The organism is Arthrobacter sp. SPT-J7 (genome assembly GCF_059089965.1).
On sequence record NZ_JBNHFF010000003.1, the window covers coordinates 393,087 to 416,164 of the forward strand.

General features: G+C 62.2%; 19 protein-coding genes, 1 tRNA gene and 1 other RNA gene. 5 read left to right on the forward strand and 16 right to left on the reverse strand.

Translation table 11 applies throughout. The features are described 5' to 3' along the window. Positions 1-28: 28 nt before the first annotated feature. The 11 genes from AC5RWX_RS07215 to mptB all read right to left on the reverse strand — a co-directional run bounded on the left by AC5RWX_RS07215 (position 29) and on the right by mptB (position 12,466). Positions 29-1,477 (reverse strand): SDR family NAD(P)-dependent oxidoreductase, encoded by a 1,449-nt coding sequence (locus tag AC5RWX_RS07215; RefSeq protein WP_494097142.1) that lies wholly within the window; start codon positions 1,475-1,477, stop codon positions 29-31. A 152-nt stretch (positions 1,478-1,629) separates the two neighbouring features. Beyond that, positions 1,630-3,474, reverse strand: a complete 1,845-nt coding sequence (locus AC5RWX_RS07220; RefSeq protein ID WP_494097143.1) for a fibronectin type III domain-containing protein — start codon at positions 3,472-3,474, stop codon at positions 1,630-1,632. A 139-nt stretch (positions 3,475-3,613) separates the two neighbouring features. Continuing rightward, on the reverse strand, positions 3,614-5,380 hold the full coding sequence (locus AC5RWX_RS07225; protein WP_494097144.1) for a CDP-glycerol glycerophosphotransferase family protein: 1,767 nt from the start codon (positions 5,378-5,380) through the stop codon (positions 3,614-3,616). A 2-nt stretch (positions 5,381-5,382) separates the two neighbouring features. Next, positions 5,383-5,844 carry an FAD synthase family protein gene (locus tag AC5RWX_RS07230; protein ID WP_494076946.1) on the reverse strand — a complete coding sequence of 154 codons (462 nt, stop codon included), beginning with the start codon at positions 5,842-5,844 and terminating at the stop codon, positions 5,383-5,385. Between the two features lie 84 nt (positions 5,845-5,928). Further along, positions 5,929-6,846, reverse strand: coding sequence for a glycosyltransferase family 2 protein (locus AC5RWX_RS07235; RefSeq protein WP_494097145.1), 918 nt, complete (start codon positions 6,844-6,846; stop codon positions 5,929-5,931). Between the two features lie 8 nt (positions 6,847-6,854). Next, positions 6,855-7,679: a CDP-alcohol phosphatidyltransferase family protein gene (locus AC5RWX_RS07240; RefSeq protein ID WP_494097146.1), complete on the reverse strand. Its 825-nt coding sequence runs from the start codon at positions 7,677-7,679 to the stop codon at positions 6,855-6,857. Further along, positions 7,676-8,704 (reverse strand): glycosyltransferase family 2 protein, encoded by a 1,029-nt coding sequence (locus AC5RWX_RS07245; RefSeq protein WP_494097147.1) that lies wholly within the window; start codon positions 8,702-8,704, stop codon positions 7,676-7,678. Before AC5RWX_RS07245 ends, AC5RWX_RS07240 begins: the two co-directional genes overlap by 4 nt. Before the next feature lie 44 nt (positions 8,705-8,748). Next, positions 8,749-9,540 (reverse strand): ABC transporter ATP-binding protein, encoded by a 792-nt coding sequence (locus tag AC5RWX_RS07250; RefSeq protein ID WP_494097148.1) that lies wholly within the window; start codon positions 9,538-9,540, stop codon positions 8,749-8,751. Further along, positions 9,524-10,372, reverse strand: a complete 849-nt coding sequence (locus tag AC5RWX_RS07255) for an ABC transporter permease (RefSeq protein WP_494076951.1) — start codon at positions 10,370-10,372, stop codon at positions 9,524-9,526. The genes AC5RWX_RS07250 and AC5RWX_RS07255 overlap by 17 nt, the downstream gene beginning before the upstream one ends. An 85-nt stretch (positions 10,373-10,457) precedes the next feature. Then, the gene (locus AC5RWX_RS07260; protein WP_494097149.1) at positions 10,458-10,889 is read right to left on the reverse strand and encodes a DUF3224 domain-containing protein; all 432 of its coding nucleotides are present in this window, start codon (positions 10,887-10,889) and stop codon (positions 10,458-10,460) included. A gap of 44 nt (positions 10,890-10,933) precedes the next feature. Then, positions 10,934-12,466, reverse strand: coding sequence for a polyprenol phosphomannose-dependent alpha 1,6 mannosyltransferase MptB (gene mptB, locus AC5RWX_RS07265; RefSeq protein WP_494097150.1), 1,533 nt, complete (start codon positions 12,464-12,466; stop codon positions 10,934-10,936). Between the two features lie 212 nt (positions 12,467-12,678). Between mptB and orn the strand changes: the two genes are divergently transcribed. The 3 genes from orn to def all read left to right on the forward strand — a co-directional run bounded on the left by orn (position 12,679) and on the right by def (position 14,218). Then, entirely contained in the window at positions 12,679-13,293 is a 615-nt protein-coding gene (gene orn / locus AC5RWX_RS07270; RefSeq protein ID WP_494097151.1) for an oligoribonuclease, read from the forward strand. A gap of 151 nt (positions 13,294-13,444) precedes the next feature. Further along, positions 13,445-13,517 (forward strand) — tRNA-His (locus AC5RWX_RS07275). 128 nt (positions 13,518-13,645) lie between these two features. Further along, a complete protein-coding gene (gene def, locus AC5RWX_RS07280; RefSeq protein WP_494076955.1) occupies positions 13,646-14,218 on the forward strand; it encodes a peptide deformylase in 573 nt (190 codons plus the stop codon). A gap of 30 nt (positions 14,219-14,248) precedes the next feature. On the opposite strand, the gene AC5RWX_RS07285 is transcribed toward def, so the two are convergent. The 5 genes from AC5RWX_RS07285 to rnpB form a co-directional block, all read right to left on the reverse strand. Beyond that, positions 14,249-14,449 (reverse strand): hypothetical protein, encoded by a 201-nt coding sequence (locus tag AC5RWX_RS07285; protein ID WP_493941982.1) that lies wholly within the window; start codon positions 14,447-14,449, stop codon positions 14,249-14,251. A gap of 100 nt (positions 14,450-14,549) precedes the next feature. Continuing rightward, the gene (locus AC5RWX_RS07290) at positions 14,550-16,010 is read right to left on the reverse strand and encodes a glyceraldehyde-3-phosphate dehydrogenase (protein ID WP_494077291.1); all 1,461 of its coding nucleotides are present in this window, start codon (positions 16,008-16,010) and stop codon (positions 14,550-14,552) included. Positions 16,011-16,273: 263 nt separating this feature from the next. Then, a complete protein-coding gene (locus AC5RWX_RS07295) occupies positions 16,274-17,302 on the reverse strand; it encodes an acyltransferase family protein (RefSeq protein WP_494076956.1) in 1,029 nt (342 codons plus the stop codon). A 107-nt stretch (positions 17,303-17,409) separates the two neighbouring features. Next, entirely contained in the window at positions 17,410-19,329 is a 1,920-nt protein-coding gene (locus tag AC5RWX_RS07300) for a L,D-transpeptidase family protein (protein ID WP_494097152.1), read from the reverse strand. Positions 19,330-19,743: 414 nt separating this feature from the next. Continuing rightward, an RNA gene (rnpB, locus tag AC5RWX_RS07305) (RNase P RNA component class A) lies at positions 19,744-20,135 on the reverse strand. Positions 20,136-20,264: 129 nt separating this feature from the next. Here rnpB and AC5RWX_RS07310 point away from each other — a divergent pair. Together AC5RWX_RS07310 and AC5RWX_RS07315 are read left to right on the forward strand one after the other, a co-directional pair. After that, complete coding sequence (locus tag AC5RWX_RS07310; protein WP_494097153.1) at positions 20,265-21,029, forward strand: YaaA family protein; 765 nt, start codon at positions 20,265-20,267, stop codon at positions 21,027-21,029. A gap of 259 nt (positions 21,030-21,288) precedes the next feature. Further along, positions 21,289-23,046 carry a hypothetical protein gene (locus AC5RWX_RS07315; RefSeq protein ID WP_494097154.1) on the forward strand — a complete coding sequence of 586 codons (1,758 nt, stop codon included), beginning with the start codon at positions 21,289-21,291 and terminating at the stop codon, positions 23,044-23,046. Positions 23,047-23,078 lie beyond the last annotated feature (32 nt).

Sequence of the window (23,078 nt, forward strand, 5' to 3'; positions counted from 1 at the left end):
CAAAATGTCCCAAAGCCAATGGAGCGGGCTATCTGGTGATTTCCGCTTCGTACTCGAGAGACGCAACGGACAGAGGGTCAGTCTTGCGGACGTCGACGACGTGGCCCGTCTTCTCCGAGATAAGAATGTCGAGGGACGCCTGGGCAACAGTCTCAGATTCAAGCAGACCAGCCGGGTCTTCCTGCCCGAATGCCTTGGTGCGCATGGGTGTCCCCGTGCGTTCGGGGTTGACGCAGTTTACGCGAACGCCATCTTCGGACCATTCGTCAGCCAGTGCCTGCGTCAGGTTCACCGTGGCGGCCTTCGCTGAGCTGTACAAACTGTAGCTGGCCCGTCCGCGGGTGTAGGAGCTGGAAGTAAACAGCAGCAGGGACCCGCCGGTCTTCTTCAGTTCTGGATAAAACGTCTGAGCAACCAGGACCGGGCCAATATAGTTGATTTCGGTCGACTCATAAATAGTTTCATCGGAAGTCTCACTCAACAGTCCGCGGGGCAGTACCCCTGCGGTGTTAACCACGTAGTCGATGCGTCCGGTTTCGGCGAGCACTTGGTCGCGGGCTGCCACGATGTCCTCGCGGCGGTTCACGTGGGTCTTAGTGGTGGATCGGGAGAAAGTTTTAACAGTTGCCCCATAGCGCGCGGCCACGGCTGCGATGTCGGCGCCGATGCCATAGGAGCCGCCGAAGACTACAACGGTCTTCCCCTCCAGCGCTGCCCGGTACCCTTCCTCGTTCAAAGGAGCCTGGACATCGTTGCTGGTGAGCTGGAAGAGCTTGTCCGCGATGTAGATATCGATCGGCTCGGTGACCTTCATGTTGCGGTCGTCGCCGTGGACAACCGCCACCGGGACTGCCGAGTTGTACTTCAGCACGACCGTGCAGTCATCCGTAGCTGCGAAATCCGGGTCCTTAGCCGCTTCAGCGTAAGCAGACCGGATGACGCTGAGCTTGAACGCCTGGGGGGTCTGGCCGCGGCGCAGCATTGCGCGTGGCGGGACCGAACTTATCACCGGATAGCCGTCAATTTCGGCGCCTGCCACGGAGATGATGGTATCTGCGGAAGGGATGGCGACATCGACCGCGCCGTGGGTATCCAGCGCCCTAACCACGTCGGTAACTATGCGCGGAGAGAGGAGGGGGCGAACAGCATCATGAAGGATGACATTGCACTCCTCGTCGTCCAAAGCAGCTAACGCCCGCTGCGTGGTGTCGTTACGGTTGTCCGCGCCTTCGAGAATCTGGGTGACCTTCGCAAAGTTGTTACGCTTCACAATCTCTCGCACCTTGTCCAGATATCCAGGAGTCATCATGACCAAGACCTCGTCAATGGCGGGGTGGCTATTGAGGACGTCGAGAGTGTGTTCCATGATCGGACGGCCAGCAATTTTGATCAGCTGCTTGGGAATATTTAGGCCCACACGAGACCCGACGCCTCCGGCTAGTACAACTGCAACGTTCCGTAGCTGAGACAAAGACATACTCCTAATTAATCAATCCGTTGGGCGCCGCCCGGAACAGTTTACCGGCTATTCACATGCCACTTTGCCAAGGCAAACGTGTCCTTCCATTCCGCGCGGTCGCCTCGGGGCGTGCGTGGCGAACGCGGCTGACCAACAGATCGCCCCGATCTCTACCGGGGCAGGGTCACAACCGCTTTGATTGCATGGTGATCGGATGGGATCGTTCCTACAAACTTGCCTGTCTTCGCATCGATGTTGGCGACCAACTCCCACTTCTTCACAGCGACGTCGTTGGAGACCAAGACGTAGTCGATCTGGGTGCCGAAGGTGCTCGGCGGGGGGTTCTGGAACCCGTGGCTGCTGTTGAAGTTGGCCTTGGTTTGCGGGACGTCCAGTCCGGCGGTGTCCGCAAACCCTCCGGCGAGAAATGTAGTGACTGGCTTGTGGTCTCCGTGCGAGTTCAGGTCACCGAGCAGCACTACGGGCAGTCCTGCCAACTCCTGATTATCCTTCAGTGCGCTGAGAATTGCTTTGACTTGGGCGGTCCGCCGGTCCTCGTACACGCCCCGCTTGGTAATGCCTGATGAGTAAAGGTGTGTATCCACGGCGGCGAAGCGGACACCGCTTCCGTCGCGCTTTTCGAAGACCTGCCACGAGGCGGTGTAACCGCTCCCCCGGCCGTCCGGGTTGGACAGGACAATGCTGCCGCCCTGGCCGATGGGCCTCACCGTAGCTGTCTTGTAGAATATGTGGTTGCCGTCGAGCTTGTATTCGTCTTTCCAGCATCCGTCCTTTTTGCATTGGCTGTAAGAGTAGACGCCGTCAGTTCCGGTCAACGCGCGCTGGTAGCCTTTCGGGGCCAGGGTCCGACGAAGGTCCTCCCATTGGGGCGTGACCCCATCCCCGCCGGGATAATCATCGGAGGCGTAGGCTTCCTGCACACCCACAACATCCGCACCGCTGCTGCCGATCGTGTACGCGATGGCCGGCTTGCGGGTGTTCCAGCGGCGGCTGCACACGCCGTCGTCATACTTGGCCGACTTGACGTTGAACGACATCACGGTCAGGGGAACACCTGCCCTGAGCGTGGTCCCGGAGACTGTCCCGCTGTAGGTGCTGCGGGCGATGTTTTCCTTCAGGCCGTTGATGGCCCGGACCTGGAAGTAGTACTTCTTTCCGGACGCCAGAGTGTTGAAGGTCAACTGGTTGCGGCCATCAGTGGTCTTCAGGGTCCTCACATTGCTGGTGAAGCCAGCGTCAGCGGCAGCCCTGACTTCATACTGGCGGGCGTTCCACGCGGTGTTCCAACTCAGCGTAGCCCCGTTCGGCGAGGTCTTGACCACCTTCAGCCCTTGGGGCACGGACGCTTTCAAATTAGCCTCAAGCTTCGGCGAGTACCGCACGTTCTTGGTGTTGGACTTGTTGAAAGCCAAAATCCGGTAGTAGTAGCTCTTGCCCGGTTTGGCAGCCTTCAGGTCCGTGTCCAGGTACCAGTCTTTGCTGGTCTTCACCTTGACCAGGTCGGCGCTGAAGTCCCGGGCGGTTGACCGCCAGATTTCAAACCGAGTGGCGAACTGTGGCCGCTTCCAGCTGAGGGCGATGCTTGATCCGGACTTGGGCGCAACCTTGATAGTGGAGAACTCGCGAGGCCAGAAACAGTTCAGAGTCACCTTCTTTGGAGACGAATAACTGCTTGATGCCGAGCCCTTGTTCGCCCTGACCTTGAAGTAGTAAGTAGTGCAGTTCTTCAGGCTGACTGGCTTGCGGGTGGTCTTGCTGGTCTTGAACTGCTCGACGCCCTTGGTGAACTTTGAATTGGTCGCCAGTTTCCCGGTGTAGCTGGTGGCACCGGCTACCGGTTTCCAACGGAAGACGAAGCTCTCATAGTTGACCTGCGTTACGGTCACCCCCGTGGGCTTGGTTGGCGCCGCGGCCTGGGCGGCAGGCATCACCAGTTGGACCGCACCCCCGGTCAAGAAAAGTGCGATGAGAAGGGCCAGAATTCGTCGTGCCACAATGCTTCCTTGCTTGACCAGAGGAACGATGGAGCGCAAGGACCAGGAACCGTTTGGGATGGATTAACCTTTAACCGCGCGCAGCGTGATCATAGTGTGCGAACTCTCGAAAGAGAACCCCTGACCGCGCAGCTGCGCCTTATGACACGGAAGATTGGGCGGCCGGTACGCCATCAATAATGGCCAAGGATGCCTCGAAGAAGGGATCCGCCGCCTGCGGACCGATAACGTCGCCCAAGCAGTATCGGCGGCGCTCTGCGCGTTGGGCTGCTAAGGGGTCGGCACCGAGCATGTCGTCCAAAGCCAATGACAGCGTCGAAAGGTCTTTCTCGATCACATAGGCGACCTGCGCGGTCGGGAACTCCCGCAGGAACGCCTCACCGCCGGAGGTGATGGCTGCCATCGCGAACGGCTTGCCCGAGGCCAGATACTCAGAAGCGATGCTTGAGACATCGGTGACCAAGGCATCGGAGAGGTTGAAGCAACCCGCCACGTCGAGGTCCTTCTCGGCGGCGCGACCGAAGACGTGCCTGCGCCCGGAAGCTCCGGCATCCTTCCGCAGCAGATCGTGGATCTTTAGCACCTGCTTCTTGTCAGCCGGAATTCCGTAGCTCAGCGGATGTGGCCGGAAGACCACCGTCGCGCCCCGTGCCAGAAGAGCCTTGACGATGTCGGGTCCGATAGGCAGGGACGAGTAGCTGGTGCTGGGACGGCCGCCCTGCCACGTGGGAGCATAAAGCACCGTCGGGGAAGCAGGAGTGGTCGCGTTTTCTCGGAATTCGATGTTTTCAACTTGCGGCCGCCCAACCAATTCGAACTTCTCCCGCGGAATATCGATGCCGTGGGCCGCGTAGCGGGCTACGCCCTGCTCCCCGCAGACGAAGAGCTTGTCATACGTTGCATGCCGTGGGTGGAAATTGGCTTCCTTGTCCGAGTCGCCGTGGTTAAGCCAAATGTGGGTTAGCTTGCGATAGCGCTGGAAGGCGGCGTTGCCGGGGCTCCCCTGGACGTAGTAGGCGGCCCGAAGTGTGGGAACGACCAAACGGTCCAGCGCACCGACGGCGCCTTCCATCACGTTGACAACCGGCGCGCTGGTGAGGCGTGCGATGACCGGCACCGTGGCCGGGTTCTTGGTGATGACGACGAACGGACGGTCCAAACGTTCTAAGTAGGGAAGCCACATGCCCAGCTGGTACTCGGCACCTTTGAGTGCGGCATAGTAGACGGCGAATTCCGGCTTGTGGCCTTTCAGGAGGTCTGGCAGCCGGTCAAAGTTTCGCTTGCTCACGGCCAACGAGACGAAGGCGAATTTCAGCACCCGATATACAGGAACCAACTGCGCCAGCGCCAGGATGAACAGGATCCAACCTGGAACTCGGAACGCGGCCAGCACCACGGCCAGCCCGATGATCGCCAATGTGTTACGGGTGAGGTTACCAGCCGCGAAGGGCCGTCGAGGCGCGACTGCGGCGCCCGGCAAATTCGCCGTCTGCTGCCGCTTTCCGCCCAGAATGCGCTTCAGTACAGGCTCCTGCAGTACGACGACGATGGTCAGGCCGAGCGCAGCCCAGCTCCACGCGGCACCTTCGGGCACCATACGGGCATAAAAACCGGCCGCGGTGACTGCCAGGACGACGCGCAACGAAACGTAGGTGGCCAGGAGCCTTCCTCGGTCCACGCGCCGAAGCGAACCACGCTTCAGCCAGAGAATGGTCGAGTAGGCCAATCCGGCAACTGCTGTCCCAAGTAACGCTAGAGGAATAGTCGACGATGCGAGAACCAAGGCGCAGCCGCCAACGGCCAGAATGCCAAGGACGAGATTGGAACCCAAGCTCTTCGTGTCGCTTTTGAGTGTCTTGAGGGCGGTGGCGAAGCCAACCGTCGCCTCGCTCGTATTACTGGCCATGCCTAACTGAGCTCTTTGACGATCTGGCTGATGCTGTCCAGCGTGCGCTTAAGCTCTTCGACGTGACGTTCGTCGAAGGCGCTCAGGACGCGCTTCATCTCGGTGGTAGAGATGCCGCTGGTGCGCGGCAGATAGACGACCTCTACCCTGTCTTCAAGGTCGTCAAATTTGCCTTTCCAGTCCTCGCCGATGCCGAATACGTCCGCGTTGTACTTTTCGATGTCCTCACGCTTTTGTTCCCAGTTTTGCTCCGGGATGGCCATGTCCACGCATCTGAGGGCGCGCACGATCTCGATCCGCTGCTCGAACGGGACCACAGGTTTCTTGCCCTTGACTGCATTGAACTCATCCGTGGACACACCAACGATCAGGCGGTCCCCCAAATCGCTCAGCCGCTTGAGGATGTTCAAATGACCAATATGGAACAAGTCGAATGTTCCATAGGTAAGAACCGTTTTACCCACCAGTGTTTCCCGTCTCTTCCATATGCCTCAGTTTTGCCTGCATGCCATCTTAGGGCAGGACTAGCTATAGCGCTGGCACTACCGCTAGAGCACAGGCCAGCGGCCCGACACGCCCATCCGGACGATGGTGGACCACTTCAGCTTGTGCCTGCTCTCCCCTGGCCCCCAAGGGTCTTGCTGCCAGCCTGCGCGCCAACCGGCGAACCAGGGCTTCAGTTGCGCGGGATCGCGCTTCGAGCGGAGGATCTGCACCACCGTCCAGGATGCTACATAGACCCAACTAAACGGCCAGCGCAGGTTGCGGCGCGCCAACCACACCCGGTTACGCGCGTTGAGGCGGAAGAACTCTTCGTGCCGGCGCGGGTCAATCACCGGGTGCCCGGCGCGGAGGTCCCCCGCATACCAGGTGCGGAAGCCGGTGTCCCAGACCCGCCAAGCGAATTCGATCCCCTCGTGGGCGTACCAGAAGGTTGACGGCCAGCCATCCGTGCGATCGAACACGTCGCGCCGCATGGCGATGGCCATCTCGACGACTGAAAACACGTTGCTGGATGCATGAGCGCTGCCCTTCCGCAGCCTGGGGATCCAGCGCTGCGGCGCGTCAAGATCCTCCGGGTCCTCGATCCGGGGCTGGACCATGCCGATATCGGGCCGGTCGCTGAACAACCGCGCGCAGCAGAGCAGGAAGTCATCGTCCGGCAACCAGGCGTCATCGTCGAGGAAGAAGAGGAACTCCCCGGACACCTCGGGCACGCCCGCGTTGCGCCCGGCCGGAATACCCAAGTTCTCCTCCAGATGCAGGGTCTTGAAGCCTGTGGGCACGCCTTCGGGTTTCCAGCCGTTGCCGACGACGACCACGTCCAGGCTGACACCACGTTGAGATTGCAGTGAGGCGAAGCCGCGCTGCAGCTCGTCCGGCCGCGTGCCCTGCGTCAGGATGACGACACCAAAGGTTGGCACCGCAGCGAAGTCGCGGTGCGCCGTCGAACTTTTGTCCGGCATTGGGGCACTCACTTTCGCAGCCTTGGTGACGCCATAATGGCCACGAAGTGGCCGACGTTGACCAGCAGCACGGCCGGCACCATCACGTAGAGCAGCCAGCGCTCCCCCAGCACCGGCACGCCGGCAACCAGGGAAACCACCGAGGCGGCCAGAATCAGCAGGCTCATTTCCACCGAATGCAGGACCCGGTGAAAGGGCAGGAAGCGGGCCAACCGGCGCAGCCGTCCGACCAGCGTCCCAGACGGGACTGCCTTGGCCGCGGCGGTGTCCGGCAGCTTGTCCAATCCGGCCAGCGCCCGGGAAGCGTGCACCATTTCGTTCTGGGCTTTGTTCAGCACGATCAGGAACGCCAACACCGCACCGAGGAAGAGCAGGAAGTACGCCCGTCCAGGATCGCTGCCCAGTAGGCCAAGGTCCCCGAGGCAACGCAAACCCAGGGCGATGGGAATCAGGCCCTCAGTGGTGTAGTGGCCGATTTTGTCCAGGAAGATGCCCTTGGGGCTTTGGGTTCCGCGCCAACGCGCCACTTCCCCGTCGCTGCAGTCGAAGTACAGCTGAAGCTGGGAAAAGAACACTGCCAGCAGGGGGCCCCAGACGCCTGGGACGAGCAGGCAGGCGGAGATGGCCCAACCGGACAGGATCATCAGCCCCGTCACACCGTTGGCGCTGATCGGGGTTCGCACCAGCACGCTGGTCAGGTAGATGGAGATGTGCCGCAGGTACAGCTCGGCGGTCCAGTGCTCGGCGTTCTTGCGGCTGCGCACCTCCGGCGGCTGGGCCACGGCGCGCAGCTGCTCAAGCGTGGGACGGGCCGGGCGGGTGGTGCCGGTCATGACTTCCTCCGGCTGGTGTCGACCGTGCCAGCGGCGCCGAAAAGCCGGCCGCGAAGGTAGCCCAGCCCCCAGCTGATGTGAATGCCAGGCAGCACGGCCAGCAACCGAACGCGCTCGGGCTTGCCGAGATCGCCTGCCATGCTCGCGGAAGCGTAGGCCACGCCCGCCGCGTACACGGCAGGGATGGCTGCTGCTGCACCCGCCAGAGCCCGTAGGCTTGCGGGCCATCTCGTTGCCGAGCCGGTAGCCAAGATCCCGGAAGCTGCCGTGCCAAGGCCCAAGCCGGCGACCAGCAGCGGCGGCAAGAAGTGCCGGACGGACTTGCCCTCTTTGTGCCGGTTGGCCAGCTCGGCACGCCAAATCCCGGCCGCGTAGAACTGGCGGACAAGGTTGCCGAAGCTGGCACGCGGCCAATACGTCACCTTAAGCTCCGGGTCGAACCACACGTCGTAGCCGGCCTGGCGCAGCCGAAGGCACATGTCCCAGTCCTGTCCACGCCACAGGCTCTCCTCGAAGAGCCCCACTGCATCGAAGGCCTCACGCCGGAAAACACCCAGATAAGCGGATTCAGCTGGTCCTTCCGGCGCACCGCTATGGTACGCGGCGCCGCCCAGTCCCAGCGGGGAGACATACGCCGCGGCCACGGCCCGCTGAAATGCGGTCTTGCCCTGTGCATCCATCAGGCCCCCGACATCGGCGGCACCGGTGCGCCGTAACGTTTCGACAGCACGGGCAGTGTAATGCGGTTCCAGTTCGGTGTGCGCATCCACCCTGACGATGACCGGATGGCTCGAGGCCTGAAGAGCAAGGTTAAGTCCAGCTGGTGTCCGGCCGGTCGGGCTGATGACACTGCGCAGCCGCGGCTCCCTCGCCTGAAGTTCGGCGACGATCCGATTCGTGCCATCCGTTGAGGGCCCCAAGGCGAGCACGACTTCTTTGGTCCCCTCGTACTCCTGGCCGAGGATGCTGAGGACCGCGTCCTCGATATGCGCTTCCTCATTGAGGACCGGCATGACGTAGGACACCGCGGGGCACTCCTCCAACGGAGGCAGGGCGGAAGCAGAAGCCACTATTTTCTAGACTCCCGGTAGGCGGCCACGACTTCCTTGGGCTCGCCGTCCATTTCCAGTACGCCCTTGTTGATCCAAAGGACGCGGTTGCAGGTATCCAGAATGGATTTCATGGAGTGCGACACCAGAAATACGGTGCCGGCGTTTTCGCGGATCTCGCGGATGCGGGCCTCGCTGCGTTCGCGGAAGCGCTGATCTCCCACGGCGAGGGCTTCGTCGACGATCAGGATCTCGTGTTGTTTCGAAGCGGCAATGGCGAACTTCAATCGTGCCTGCATACCGGATGAATAAGTCCGCATCGGCAGATCGATGAAGTCCTCCAGCTCGGCAAACTCCACAATTTTGTCGCGGAGTTCGTTGATCTCCTGCTTTGAGAATCCGAGGGCCAGGCCGCCCAGCTGGATGTTCTTTTCTCCCGAAAGGTCAGGGATCAAGGCAGCACCGACGCCCAACAGATTGGGGCGGGACGTTGCGTAGACAGCGCCCTGTGCAGGCGGAGTGAGGCCTACCAGAGTCCGCATCAGAGTGGACTTACCTGATCCGTTGGATCCGATCACTCCGATGGACTCATTCTCATAGGCAGTGAACGATATCCCCTTCAAGGCATGGACCGTACGCACCCTGCTGGCACCACGCTGAAGAAGCGACCGTCCGGCCCCTTTGACCATCTTGCCGCCCGCGTGGACGTGGTACTTCACATGGAGGTCGTCGACAACAACCACGGGCTTGCGCCCCTCAGCTGCCGCATCTGTGCCGGTCAACTCTTCTCCTGTCTTAGTCAACTCGGCCATAACGCTCCTCCGCTACCCAAAAGAACAGGACTCCGGCTAGGAAGACCACCACCGACCAGACGGAAAAGTAGAGCCAGTAAATCGGATCGTAATCCATCCCCGGCATGAGGATCCCTCGGGCAATGGAGAGGATTTCATGCAATGGATGGAAGTCGAAAAACCTGACAGCCCAGGGATGGTGCTTCAGGATTCGGTCGATGGCAAACAGGACGCCGGAGGTGTAGAACAAGATCCGAGTGACGAGCGGGAGTAGCTGGGTCAGGTCTCTGACATGGACGGTCAGTCTGGCGGCGATCAGTGCTACACCCAAGTTGAAGATCGTGAAGATAGCAACCAACGGAATGATCAGCAGCCATTCCACACTGATCGGGGCGCCCAAGATCAGGATGTAGATGAACATCACCGCGAGCATGGGAACGAGCGTCATCAGATTCTGGATCACCGTAGAGACGGGCAACGTGATGCGAGGAAAGGCCAGCGACTGCACCAAGGCGCCATTTCCTGTGATCGACTTGGCGCCGTTGTTCATGGAGGTGGCAAAGAACTCGAAGAGGAAAACACCGATCACCACGTACATCGGGAAGTTCTCAGGCCTGTTGGCGCCTTGCAGTATGCCGAAGATCGCACCGTACATCAGCGCGTTCAGCGTGGGTTTAATGAAGATCCAGAGCATGCCAAGCCGGTTGCGCTGGTTGGAGGCCTCAATCTTGCCCCTCGCCATCGCGATGGCAAAGTCGCGCCGGGCCCAGGCTTCCGAAAGATACCGGAAAAGGGAGGGCCGGGCGCCGACTCGGTGGAGGCGGTTCTCGCTCGCATATTCGGCAAGGCTCATGCCAGGTAGTTTCCCTTACTTACGCGTGGATGGCAGCGTCGCCATTCCGTAGGGGCCGGCGGTGCACCTACCGAGTTTAGTTGATTCAACTGCGAACCGTAGATTCGTCCTCGCGGAAAAACACTCGCAGTTCAAGGCTGTGCTGCCCTGCTGCGTCCTGGGCGTAGATGGCTTTGCCCACAATTCCTTCGAGGGCGCCCGTGCCAGAACCCGGGATGATGTGGCCGTCGCTGGCCGCGGCTTCGCCCTCGGCGAGGCCCCAGTGTTGGATCACCATGGTGCCTTCACGGCCGTCCACAGTTCCGGTGAAGACTTCGGAGGCGACGTAACCGGCACCGGTTGCATTGCCAGCCATCAGCAACTCGGCCCGGCTGGTTCCTGTGATTAAACCGTCAAAAACCTTGGTCACGAGCACGCGGCTCAGATCGGAGTTGGTCCCTTCGACTTCGTATGGTTCCGGAACCCAGTCGGTGACGTCAAAGTCTGCGGCGATGATGTGTTCGGCGTCGTTGGTCATGGGCCTACGGTCTCCTAGGTAGCTGCCGCATGCAGTTCAGCACCTCAGAAGAGGCGTTGGTCGTCTGCATCAGCGTATTTCTTGCGGAAGAGTTTGCGGGTTTTCGGATCCAAGAACACCAGATACAAGGCGAAGGCGACCGCCACAATGCAGGCCAAAAGGCGGGCTGTGTCGAGGTCGAACTCGATGTACGGGAAGATGTCCAGCTGGTCCGTGATCGCGTAGATCATGAGGAACGACGTCACCGCGTAGACCGTGCGAACCTGCCAGTCATTTCGGATACCGGTGGCGGCGAAGAGCGGCAGCAGCCAGACGATGTACCACGGCTGGATCATCGGCCCGAGCAACACCACTGCGGCCAGTGCCAGCGCCAACCGCCGGACGATTCGGTCGTAGCTGCCGCGGAACATGGTGTAGAGCACTATCAGCACTGCCACGACTTTCCCGGCCGTGTAGACGGCGGACTGCACCGCAGCGCCGTCGAACCCCAGTCCGCCGGAAATCAGCCCGAGGACGATTCCCAGCAGGCCCACCGGCGCGTACCAGATCATCAGTCCGGCGCCTTGCTGGCTGAGCGCTCCGACCCAGCCGAAGCCCAGACCGTTGATGACGCCCAGTACCGCCAGCATTCCGAACGAAAGGCCAGCGGTCATCGCCCAGTAGCCGAATTTGCGCGGCCAACTAGCGCCCTTGCCCGCCCACAGCAGCCCGACAAAGGGCAAAAAGATCAGCGTGATCGGCTTAATGCCTATGGACAGTGTCACCAGCAGGATGCCCAGCAACACCCGCCGGGTCGCCGCGTAGTAGAGTCCGGCCAGCGCCAACCCGAGCATCAGGGCATCATTGTGGATGCTGGCAATGAAGGTGGTCAGGAACAGCGGGTTCGCGCAGGCCAGCCAGAGCGCACGGTTCGGATTGATCCCGTGCAGTTCCGCGAGTTTGGGTCCGTAATAGACGCACATCGCGGCGCCGGCGATGGCGAGGATCCGAAACATCACGATGGAGTATTCCGGGTGCCCGCCGCTGAGCCAGACGATGAACTCTTCCATCCACAGGAAGATCGGGCCGTACGGAGTTGGGCTGCGCGCCCAAAGATCGTCGGCGCCGGTCTGCAGGTAATTCTGCAACTGGTCATACCCATCCACATAGGGATTGAGGTTGTTGACCATGACTTTGCCCTGGGCGATGTAGGCGTAAACATCGCGGCTGAACAGCGGGATGCTCAACGCCAACGGTGCGCCCCAGGCGACGATCGCGGTCAGCGTGGCCCGGCGTGCCTCGGCACCCCAGACGGTGAACTGTTGCCCCAGCCGCAGCCACGCGCGGACCAGGATCATGCCGCCCAGGGCCAGCAGGACCACCGAGAGGATAACGCCGACCAGTTCCACCCGCAGGAAGATCAGCAGCGGCCAGCGGCGCAGTTCGGAGACCGAGGCCAGCCACCCGACGCCCAGGGAGCCAAGGAACATCATGAAGGAACCGACGGCACCCTCGACGATGCTCAGGGTGGACCGCTCCTTAACGTCGCTTCCGTCCCGAGGTACGGAAGGCTCGGCCGTAGGTCTTTGCGCGGTCATCGTCTCGGCGGTCCAATCACTCCGGGGTCGGTACACCTGGTCCGGTGCGGTCATCGTCTCGGCGGTGGGTCCGCACGCCTCAGAACGGTCAGGCGGACGCAGCGTCAGCAGGCAGCTGCTGATGGTGCTTTCTGCATGTTAGCACCGGGCCAGTCGCCCGCCCCTGCGAACCGGTCCCCCGAGGCAAGACCTGGACGCGATACATTTGACGGGTGCCAATCTCTAACGAACACATTGTCTGGATCGACTGCGAAATGACCGGGCTGGACCTCGAGGCGGATGCGCTCATCGAGGTTGCCGTGCTGGTCACCGACTCGGAACTCAACGTTTTGGGCGAGGGAGTCGATGTTGTCATCAAGCCCAGCGCGGAGGCCCTGGCCCAGATGAACGACTTCGTCCGCACCATGCACACCACCTCCAAACTGCTGGACGAACTCCCGCACGGCATGACCATGGCGGAAGCCGAGGACAAGGTGATGGAATACATCACACAGTGGGTGCCGGAGCCGCGCAAGGCACAGCTGGCCGGCAACTCAGTCGGTACGGACCGGACGTTCCTGGCCCGGGACATGCCGCGCGTCATCGACCACTTGCACTACCGGATCATCGACGTCTCCACCATTAAGGAACTGTCCCGGCGCTGGTTCACGCGCGCCTATTTCCAGTCCCCGGCCAAGAGCGGCGGACACCGCGCGCTGGGAGACATCAAAGATTCCATCAACGAACTTCGCTACTACCGCCAAGCGGTCTTCGTGCCCTCCCCCGGCCCGGATTCCGCCACCGCCAAGAAGATCGCAGCGGAGATCAGTGCCACCCCGGCGGACTAGATTGTTAGGTGCACCACTTTCCCGCAGGGAATGGTCTAAAGTGGCAAAAGCCAGATGAAAAGCATGTAAACTGGTCTGCGTTGCCTTACTGGTTGGAGACCGGCAGGAACCGCTTGAGCGGGGCCCGTCGGGAGGAACAAGAGGGCACATGGTGGGTATAGCTCAGCTGGCAGAGCGCCTGGTTGTGGTCCAGGAGGTCGCGGGTTCAATCCCCGTTACTCACCCCGAAGGTCCGGCAGCAGCCGGAAGGTAAAGAGCCGTCCCGCACGTCGGGACGGCTCTTTGCATGTCCCGCTAGCGCACAGCTCCGTCGAGGCCGCCGCAGAAGCTTCATCCTGAGTGAAGGAGAAAAATGACCGTCCGCCCCGTCACCGTCACCGGAGAACCGGTGCTGCACCGCCGCGCCGTCGAGGTGGAAAAGTTCGACGACGAACTCCGGGCCCTAATAGCGGACATGTTCGAGACGATGGACGAAGCGCACGGCGTTGGCCTGGCTGCTCCTCAGGTGGGCGTTGGCCTGCGGATCTTCACCTACGAGTTTGCCAACGACGACGACGTCCCGGCCCGGGGCGTGCTGGTTAACCCGACGCTGGTGCTCGGCAAGGTCTCCGGTGCGGAACCGGACCCCGACGAGGAAAACGAGGGCTGCTTGTCCGTACCGGGCCACAGCTACCCATTGAAGCGGGCAGAGTGGGCGCGGGTCCGCGGTTTCGACGCGGACGGCGCTCCGGTGGACTTCGAGGCAACGGGTTGGTTCGCGCGCGTGATGCAGCACGAATACGACCATCTGGACGGCAAGCTGTACATTGACCGGCTCAACGACCGGTGGAGCAAGCGGGCCCGCAAAAACATCAGGAAAGAAGGCTGGGGTGTCCCCGGCAACACCTGGCTGCCCGGCGTCGATCCGGACCCATTCGGCCACTGATCCCTGAGCCTGGCTGCAGGCCGCGGCAGGTCAGCTGTCGGTAAGGCCGGACCTGTGGTCCTTCTCGCAGCGGTGCAAGTCCTCCAGCGCAATGTCGCGCAGCCGTTTGAGCTCGCCCACGCGCTTCTCCGGCACATCGCCGCGGGCGTAGGCATCCTGCGCCGCATTCAGCAGCCGCTGGGCCTCCTTGTGGTTGGCTTGCGCCCGTTCCCATCGCGTCATCTCTACCATGCCGCCATTGTAGGAACGCAGTCTGGCTTAAAGCCATAGCGGAGGCCGGCGGCATTCGCTGCCGCCGGCCTCCGCCGTCGTGAGTGCTGGATACGCCCGGTTATACGGTTTCCGCCACCTGCTCCATCACGGCCGGGAAGATCTTCGGGTTGACCCCGGCGATCTCCTCCAGCACGCGGACCACCTGGCAGCTGTAGCCGAACTCGTTGTCGTACCAGACATAGAGCACGGCGTTCTTGCCGTTGGCGATGGTCGCCAGGCCGTCCACGACGCCGGCGCGCCGCGAGCCGACGAAGTCGGTGGAGACGATTTCCGGCGAGTTGACGTAGTCGATCTGCTTGCGCAGATCCGAGTTCAGCGACATGCCGCGCAGGTACTCGTTCAGGTCTTCCTTGGTGGCGTCCTGCTCCAGGTTCAGGTTCAGGATGGCCATCGACACGTCCGGAGTGGGAACGCGGATGGCGTTGCCGGTCAGCTTGCCTTCAAGCTCCGGCAGGGCCTTGGCCACGGCCTTGGCGGCGCCGGTTTCGGTCAGCACCATGTTCAGCGCCGCCGAACGGCCGCGCCGCGTGCCCTTGTGGAAGTTGTCGATCAGGTTCTGGTCGTTCGTGTAGGAGTGGACCGTCTCCACGTGGCCGTGCGCAATGCCGTACTTGTCGTTGAGGGCCTTGAGCACCGGCGTAATGGCGTTGGTGGTACAGGAAGCCGCGGAAACGATCTTGTCTTCGTCCGTGATGTCCGAGTGGTTTACGCCGTGCACGATGTTCTTCAGGCCGCCCTTGCCCGGTGCGGTCAGAACCACGCGCGAGACGCCCGGGCACTGCAGGTGCTGGGACAGCCCGGCTTCATCGCGCCACTTGCCGGTGTTGTCCACCACAATGGCATCCTTGATGCCGTACTGGGTGTAGTCCACCGAGGCCGGGTCGTTGGAGTAGATGAACTGGATCAGCGTGCCATTCGCCTGAATGGTCTTGTTCTCTTCGTCCACGGAGATGGTGCCGTCGAACGGGCCGTGCACCGAATCGCGGCGTAGCAGGCTGGCGCGCTTGATCAGGTCGTCGTCGCTGCCCTTGCGGACCACCACGGCGCGCAGGCGCAGTCCGTGCCCGCCACCCGCGTGGCCCACCAGGATGCGGGCCAGCAGGCGGCCGATCCGGCCGAAACCGTAGAGCACCACATCGGTGCTGGTGCGCTCGTCCGCGCCGTGCTTGCCGACGATGTCCGCCAGCTCAGCACGGACAAACTCCTTCAGGTCGGCGCCGGCAGCCTCGCTCTTGAACTTCGCCAGCAGGCGGGCCAGGTCAACAGAGCCGGCGCCGAGTTCCAGCTCGCTCAGCGCCTCGACCACCGGGAAGGTTTCTTCCAGCGGAAGTTCGGCGTCATCGATCTGCCGGGCGAAACGGTGTGCCTTGAGGATGCCCACCACGGACTGGTTAATCAGGCTACGCCCGTGGATGGAGGTGACCACGTTGTTTTCTCGGTACAACCGGCCGATCATCGGGATCATCGCTTCGGCAAGGGCCTGGCGGTTGCTCCATGCATCTAGGGCCGACTCTGACATCTGGTTCACAGAATTACCTTCCTACATCAGCCGGGTTCTCCCTCGAGCCCGGTTGTCAACCGCCGTGGATTTTCACGACGACGCCGCTTTCGCCAGACAATACTGTCCGTTTCAACGGCACGCCACCGCCAACTGCCGGCGGGAAGCTTTGAGGTCTGCGCACCGTGGCCGCTTGTTCAAGCGGCGTCGGACACACCTACCTGCTAACCATTCTAGGGACTGCTGACAGCATCGGCGTACGCCTACAGGTGAACTGCCTCACGTTAGCGAGCATTGACCCGTTCGCCGCTCGGCTCTGCAACCGCCGCCGAGTAGCTCCTCACTATCTGGCCTGACGCACGCCGAATGGCGTTCTCAAAGACCGGAAGAGCCAGCAGCAGTGTGGTGACCGCTGCCAGCGCTAGCCCCAGCGCGAGGACTCCTGCACTCCCCCACAGCTCCTGGAGGGGAGGCAACACCTCCGCCGCGGCAAGGACAACGAACCCGTGAAGGACGTAGATCGCAAGGCTGTGCCGGCCGAGGTGGGCAATGAACCCCTGCCGGTTGGGTGCAATGCAGAGCAGCGCACTGATCGCTACCGCTGCAATCAGGAGCAGCGCCGCTCTAGTGCCCAGACCCAAGACATCTGGAACGTCAAGCCTGTCGAAACTGAAAGAGCCATACAGCCACTGGTGCGGGATGTCTTGGCTGTAGACCAGCAGCCAGCCAGCCAAAGCAGCAACAAGAGCAGTGACTTTCCACACCCAGGTCGCCTCCCCCACTGCACGAACAATGCGCTTTCCATAAGTGGCACCCAGCACAAAAAACGGCAAGAAAACCAAAGCCCGCGAGAGCGACAACGTGTAGCCGACCGAGTCCAAGGCGCCGACGACCAGTGCGATAACTACGGACAGGGCAATAGCCGCCTTGGGAAACCTCGTAACGACCGGGAGCAGCAAGAGCCACCACATCATCCCGAGCAGGAACCAGAGAATCCAAAACGGCCTCTCGATGGAAAAGTTCCGGTCGATGCCCAGCACGCTGACGAAGACAAAGTACAAGGTCTGAAACGCCACCAGAATGACAGCGAACGTTCCAATGCGTTGGCCCAGCCGGCTTGTCTTGGCGGTCACTCCGGCCAGAAAGACAAATGCAGGCATGTGGAACATATAAATGCCCGTAAGCGCCAGCCGAGTGCCGTCCGCCTTCCAGGAGCCGATTTCTTCGAGGAAGTGGCCTAGCACCACCGCAAAGATCAGCAGTCCCTTGGCCGTATCAAGTCGAAGGTCTCGCTGCGACGCTTGGGAAGTCATGCCAATACGTTACAAGACCATAACGGCAGGCCCGCTTTCCCACTCCTTGATGGCCGTCGGGCGGACGGTGTTCCCATCTGGGAAGCACCGCGCGTCGCCCGCAACGGTCAGGCTTTGAAGATGTCGTTCCTGACACCCATGATGATCCGGTCACCCGGGTCTGCCGTCTTCAAGTAGCGGGCGACGTTTTTCAGGTCCAGTGCGATGCAGCCGGCGGTCGGCACGGGGTTGGCATGCAGGAAGATGGCGAAACCCGCCCCCTGCTTGATCTTCTGTCCCGGTCCCCGGTTGTAGTCGATCACGGCGCCCTGGCGGTAATCGCCGCTGGGAAGGCGCATGTAGAACCACATGTTCTCGTCCGGCCAGCGTTCGTAGCCGACGGACCGGGCTTCGTAGTACTTGTTGTAGGAAGAACCGAGTGTGCCGGACCACCTGGAATTCTGGTTCAATTTCTTGTACATGAGGTCGGTGCCGGGGTTTCCCTCGCCGAAAGCTTCGTGGACAGTGAAACTGCCTTGCGGGGACCAGCGGTGCATGGTGTGCCCGGAAGCTACACCCGGTTTCTTAAACCCTTTGAGACCCACTGTCGCTTTACTCGTTTTCCATTCCTGCTTGTAAACGGCCCCTACCCGGACGCAGTTGATAAAACTGGCCTTGTACGTCCCGTACTTCTCGGCAATGGTGAGGGAGACACGGTCTGCATAAGAATGCTTGTACCGTGTCATCCCTGCACCTAACGCCCAGCACTCATTCTTGGGAAAAACCGCCGCACCAGAGGTCTGTGCAACGAGGGAACCGCCTTGGAAGACCTGGGTCGCCTTACCGCTGCGTGATTTAGCGGGCTGCAGAGGATAGCCCAGCTTGCCCTTATAGCTTCCCTCTTTGTTCCACTGCACGAGGAACTGGCCGGACACTATTTGAGCCCCCGTGGCCGGCGAGTAGACCACATGTCCGGTCTCGAACTTCTGAATACAGTTGCCCGAACCGTTGCAGTACATGTCGGTCACGGGGTAACTCAGCCTGCCGCCTTGATAGCCGGCCTGACTAAATTTCTTGCCAATTGGATGACTGCGTTGAACGCCCCACGCCTTTGCTCCCGACTTCCAGTAGACCGCAAAGCGATCGCCCTGGGCGGTCTTGTAGTTCCTGGTGCATCCTCCGCCTGCGATCGTGCAGTTATAGCCACCGATGGCACTGAGCTTGAGAAAACGCGCTTTCGCGTCCAATGCCTTCTTGCCAGCTTCGACTCTAGGTGGTGAGTACTTAATGGTGCCCTTATCGAACGGCTGGAGGGCACTTCCGTCCGAATAGACCTTCATTGCTCCGATCGGGTAGCCGTACCGGCCGGCTCCCCAGTTCGATTCCTTGAAAACCATGTATATCGGGTGACCAAGGTCGACGGCATGTGCGCCAGTCTTTGCTGTCCAGTAGATAACAAACCTCTTGGCGTCTCTGCGACCCGACTCATATGTCCGTACGCAGCCATTACCCGCGAGACCGCATTTAAGATCATCAACGGCGACGAGGCCCAGTGCCGCGGCCCGCTTTTCTATTGCCGTGCGCCCAGCGGCGGGTATTTCGGATACGGGTTGCGAATCTTTCTGCGGCTCAGCCAGAGTGAGCGTCTTAGGCTTCGGTGGTTGCGTAGGCTCCGGCTTTTGCTGTGCTTCGTCCTGCTGAGGTTTTGACGCGTTGTCAGGAAGCTCCGCGGTTGCGGTGTCGCTGTCCGGGCCGTTGGATGGCAGGTCACGACTTACAGGGGCTTCTGAGGAGGTCGGCGCGGTAGGTTCGGTTTGTGGGCTAGCGGGCGTTGAGGCTGCATCTTCACCACTCTGTGAAGAACCGGGAGCCTCCTCGGGGTTCGAAGTGGTTTGCGGAGCGGATCCGGCATTCCCCGCCTGCTCGCGACCATTTGCTGTTGCTGTGGACTCTGCGACTGTTTTGTCTGGACCCTGGGATGCTGCGACAGCAGGCAAACTCGCGCCCATGAGGACCACGAACGTCAGAAGTGTTCCGGCGGTGCGCATTAGCCCCTTGGAGCCGTGATGAATTGCCCTGATGTGAATCCCCTACTAACGTTCGCGCGTTGACACCATTCGGTCGACTTGTTGATACCTATCGACCGAGACGCTGACGCCGTCAGAAGGTGATGAACTTCTTCCGCTGCGCTTGCCATCAATGAACCTCTGCCTCCGGAGGGAACGGGAAATCAAGCGCAGAGCAGCATTTGATACCTCAGGCATGCCGTCATGGCTCTAACCAACTTTGGGGGGTACCTACTGCGATAAAAGACAGCGAGACTGTGCCGTAGCGAAGTCCGCCGCAGCCCCCTACACTGCTGCGGAGTTCCGCAGTGAAGCGGTCCCGTCGGCCACCCCAACCCGGCGGGACTGCTTCCGTCTGAATCAGCGTTTCAGTCACGCTCGGGGGCGGAAACAGGGGGGACGGGTTGGCCTATAAGCCGGGTTCTGTCACCTGCGGCAGTTGCCCGCCGCCGGGTGCGATCATCCATCTAGGAGCACCGTTGCCGGTGCCCTCAAGCGGCCTACCCGGACACTCGGGCGAGCAGCCCTCGATCGTGCCCTGTCTGGCCTTGCTCCGGGTGGGGTTTACCTAGCCGCCCCGGTCGCCCGGCGCGCTGGTGGTCTCTTACACCGCCGTTTCACCCTTACCAGGTGCTGCACGAGGCAGCCCTGGCGGTCTGTTTTCTGTGGCACTAGCCTGCGGGTTTCCCCGAGTGGGCGTTACCCACCACCCTGCCCTGCGGAGCCCGGACTTTCCTCGGCAGACGAACCTTCACAGACCCGTCCGACGCGATCGCCCAGCCAACCCGTCCCGCCTTCAGGATACGGCCTGCTCCCCCGCAGCCAGTAATCTTGCGGCTTCTGCCGGTTTCCCAGCATGACGACGGTGGTGCTCCCGCCTTTCGTGCGGCGGCGTCGTCCGACGGTAGGCTGCTACGGTGCTGATTCTGCTCCCGCCTTCCGAAGGAAAAACCGCTGCCGCCAAGGGACGTCCGTTCGAACTGCAGGACCTGCAGTTCCCGGAGCTAAATCCGGCACGGGAGGAAGTGCTGGCCGCCCTCGCGCACATCAGCCAAAGCCCGGACGCGCTGGCGCAGCTTGGCGTCGGCGCGTCGTTGGCTGCTGAGGTGGAGCGCAATACCCGACTGCACGACGAACCGTCCGCGCCGGCACACACCGTCTACTCCGGCGTGCTGTACGACGCGCTCGGTTACCGCACCATGACGGCCACGCAGAAGCGCAAGGCGGACGCCGCCGTCGTCGTTATCTCAGCGCTCTGGGGCGCCATCGGTTTCGCGGACAGCATCCCGGCCTACCGGCTGTCCATGGCCGTGGGTCTGCCGGAAACCGGAAAGCTGGCCTCGTACTGGAAGAAGCGGCTGCCGAAAGCGTTGGACGCGCACGCCGAGGGGCACCTGATGGTCGACTGCCGCTCCAGCACCTACGCCGCGGCCTGGACGCCGGAGCCGGCCCGCACCGTGGTGGTCAACGTGTTCCAGGAACGCGACGGCAAGCGCACAGTCGTCTCGCACTTTGCCAAGCACACCCGCGGCGAACTGGCCCGACACCTGCTGACCCGCCGCGGCAAAGCGCCCGAGACACCGGCCGCGCTGTTGACGGCGGCGCAGGAAGTCTGGCAGGCCGAGCTCGTGGACGGAACGGCCCGCAAGGCGCACGCGCTGAACATTGTTTTGAGCGAGTAGATCTCCACGCGGGCCTGGCGGCCCTTGGTCGATCAGCGGGTGAGCACGCCTGGCGGCCCTTGGTCGGTCACCGGGTGAGCGAGCCTGGCTGCCCTTGGTCGATCACCGGGTGAGCACGCCTGGCGGCCCTGAGTCGATCACCGGAGGACCGAGCCTGGGTTCGGTCCAGGGATCGCCGCGAGTTTGCCTGACGTTCATCAAGGCCACGTAGTTTCGGTGCGACCGAGTACTTGGAGCATTGATGGAGGCGTTGGGGCGCATGGCAGACGGAGAGCTGGATTTTGTCCACAGCGGCGTGCTGGTGCAGTACAAGCGGCGAACGGCCAAGCTGGACCGGCGGCACCTGATCGTCATGTTTGCGGGCGTAGGACAGCTGGACAGCTATGAGTTTGACGGCAGGGCTTCCAGCGACAGCCAGGCGCACTGGCTCTGGGTCAAGGACAAGTTTGACGGGCAGCACGCGTACTACTTGTGCCGACACATGGACTTCTCCATCGAGCAGGCAGTGGTCGCGTTGATCGATGCAGAGCTGCAGCGGCTGGGGCTGACTCGGGAAGAATGCACGTTGGCTGGTTTTTCCAAGGGCGGGTTCGCTGCGCTTTACTTGGGCATCAAGTACAACTTCGGCAATATCCTTGCCAGCGCCCCGCAGATCTACGTCGGTACGCATACCCGCGGGAACCGGCCCAAGATCTTTGCGCATCTGACCGGTGGCGGCGGGCAGGCCGAGCTGGAGGAGCTGGACCGGCTGCTGCCTGATGCCGTGGCAGCCGATGTGCAGACGGAGAAGAACATTTACCTGTTCAGCTCCCCGCGGGACCAGTTCCACGCGGCGCAAATCGTGCCCGCGCTGCCCATGTTCGCCAAGTATCCGAACTTTAACTACATCGAGACAGATTCGGACCTGATTAACGAGCACACCGATGTGACCCGCTACAACGTGCCGCTGATCCTGGCCACGCTCTACGCGCTCGCAGAGAACGTTGCGCCGCGCTTCGGCTCGGTGCGCAACGGCAACCGGATGGAACCGCAGCTAGGCACTGAGGTGCTGGCGCGGCAGCGGGAGGTCGGCGCCGCCGTCGCCAATCTCACCGGCGCGAGGCTGGTCGGTTCCATGTTCTTCCCCGAGGGCGTGGGGTTCCTCCGCGGGCACCCCACCGGACAGTGGGCGGAGATGGCCAGCTCGCTGGTGCTCAGCGGGGAAGACTCCCGACATGAGTTTGAGCTGGGCGCGAACGAGGACGCGGGCATCTCCTTCCGGTACTTCCAGCATGCCTACTGCAATTACCGGCTGGCCCGGTTCTCCTCACGCAAGCACCAGGGCATCGATCTGGCCGGGCTGCCGGCGGGGACGTACCAGCTGCGGCTGCGGCTGGCGGTGCCGGGCCGGGAGGCCGAGCTGCCGCTGGCTTCCAACACACCGCTCTACACCGAGTCACAGCTGGACGGACGGCTGTACCGCTTCCGCACCCGGCCCGGCGGCGCCGTGCTGGATGTGCGGCCGGTCCTCGGCACCGCACCGCAGGAAGCCTACTTTCGGCTGCGGACCAGCTGGGCCCGCGGCCCCCGGGTCCACCTGGACGGGGATTTCGCCGTCCGCGGCGTGGAAATCCCCCACAGCAAGGCCGCCCGCTACTACCTGGTGCTGCACGGACCCGCCGGCATCCACGCCTTCACCCTGGCCGTCGGCGGATTCCGCGGCGACCCGAACGTCTTTGGGGACGCGCTCAGCGACTACTCCGGCGCGCACTTCGGCACCCGCAAAGGCGCCGGCGTCGACATCTCGGCACTGCCGCCGGGCACGTACCACGCCTCCGTCAGCCTCAGCTGCGCCGGCGGACTCTACACCCTCCCCACCGGCAACACCGTCCACGTCCGCTCCGCCGACGCCGAAGGCACCACCAGCGCCACCCTGCACGAAACTGCACCCGGACCGGCGTCGTTCCGGAAGCGGATGGTGCACCTCGCGCCGACGGCGCTCCGGCGCCGGATCAAGCGCAGGCTGGTTCGGCAGTAACCTCGATCCCGCACCCGGCCGTCGGGCGACGT

Excerpts from the sequence above, each read along its gene's own strand:
- AC5RWX_RS07250 (WP_494097148.1), bottom strand. The coding sequence starts at position 9,540 with ATGGCCGAGTTGACTAAGACAGGAGAAGAGTTGACCGGCACAGATGCG.
- AC5RWX_RS07215 (WP_494097142.1), bottom strand. The coding sequence starts at position 1,477 with ATGTCTTTGTCTCAGCTACGGAACGTTGCAGTTGTACTAGCCGGAGGC.
- AC5RWX_RS07260 (WP_494097149.1), bottom strand. The coding sequence starts at position 10,889 with ATGACCAACGACGCCGAACACATCATCGCCGCAGACTTTGACGTCACC.
- AC5RWX_RS07235 (WP_494097145.1), bottom strand. The coding sequence starts at position 6,846 with ATGCCGGACAAAAGTTCGACGGCGCACCGCGACTTCGCTGCGGTGCCA.
- AC5RWX_RS07240 (WP_494097146.1), bottom strand. The coding sequence starts at position 7,679 with ATGACCGGCACCACCCGCCCGGCCCGTCCCACGCTTGAGCAGCTGCGC.
- def (WP_494076955.1), top strand. The coding sequence starts at position 13,646 with ATGACCGTCCGCCCCGTCACCGTCACCGGAGAACCGGTGCTGCACCGC.
- AC5RWX_RS07255 (WP_494076951.1), bottom strand. The coding sequence starts at position 10,372 with ATGAGCCTTGCCGAATATGCGAGCGAGAACCGCCTCCACCGAGTCGGC.
- AC5RWX_RS07295 (WP_494076956.1), bottom strand. The coding sequence starts at position 17,302 with ATGACTTCCCAAGCGTCGCAGCGAGACCTTCGACTTGATACGGCCAAG.
- AC5RWX_RS07290 (WP_494077291.1), bottom strand. The coding sequence starts at position 16,010 with ATGTCAGAGTCGGCCCTAGATGCATGGAGCAACCGCCAGGCCCTTGCC.
- AC5RWX_RS07225 (WP_494097144.1), bottom strand. The coding sequence starts at position 5,380 with ATGGCCAGTAATACGAGCGAGGCGACGGTTGGCTTCGCCACCGCCCTC.
- AC5RWX_RS07300 (WP_494097152.1), bottom strand. The coding sequence starts at position 19,329 with ATGCGCACCGCCGGAACACTTCTGACGTTCGTGGTCCTCATGGGCGCG.
- AC5RWX_RS07285 (WP_493941982.1), bottom strand. The coding sequence starts at position 14,449 with ATGGTAGAGATGACGCGATGGGAACGGGCGCAAGCCAACCACAAGGAG.
- AC5RWX_RS07315 (WP_494097154.1), top strand. The coding sequence starts at position 21,289 with ATGGCAGACGGAGAGCTGGATTTTGTCCACAGCGGCGTGCTGGTGCAG.
- mptB (WP_494097150.1), bottom strand. The coding sequence starts at position 12,466 with ATGACCGCGCAAAGACCTACGGCCGAGCCTTCCGTACCTCGGGACGGA.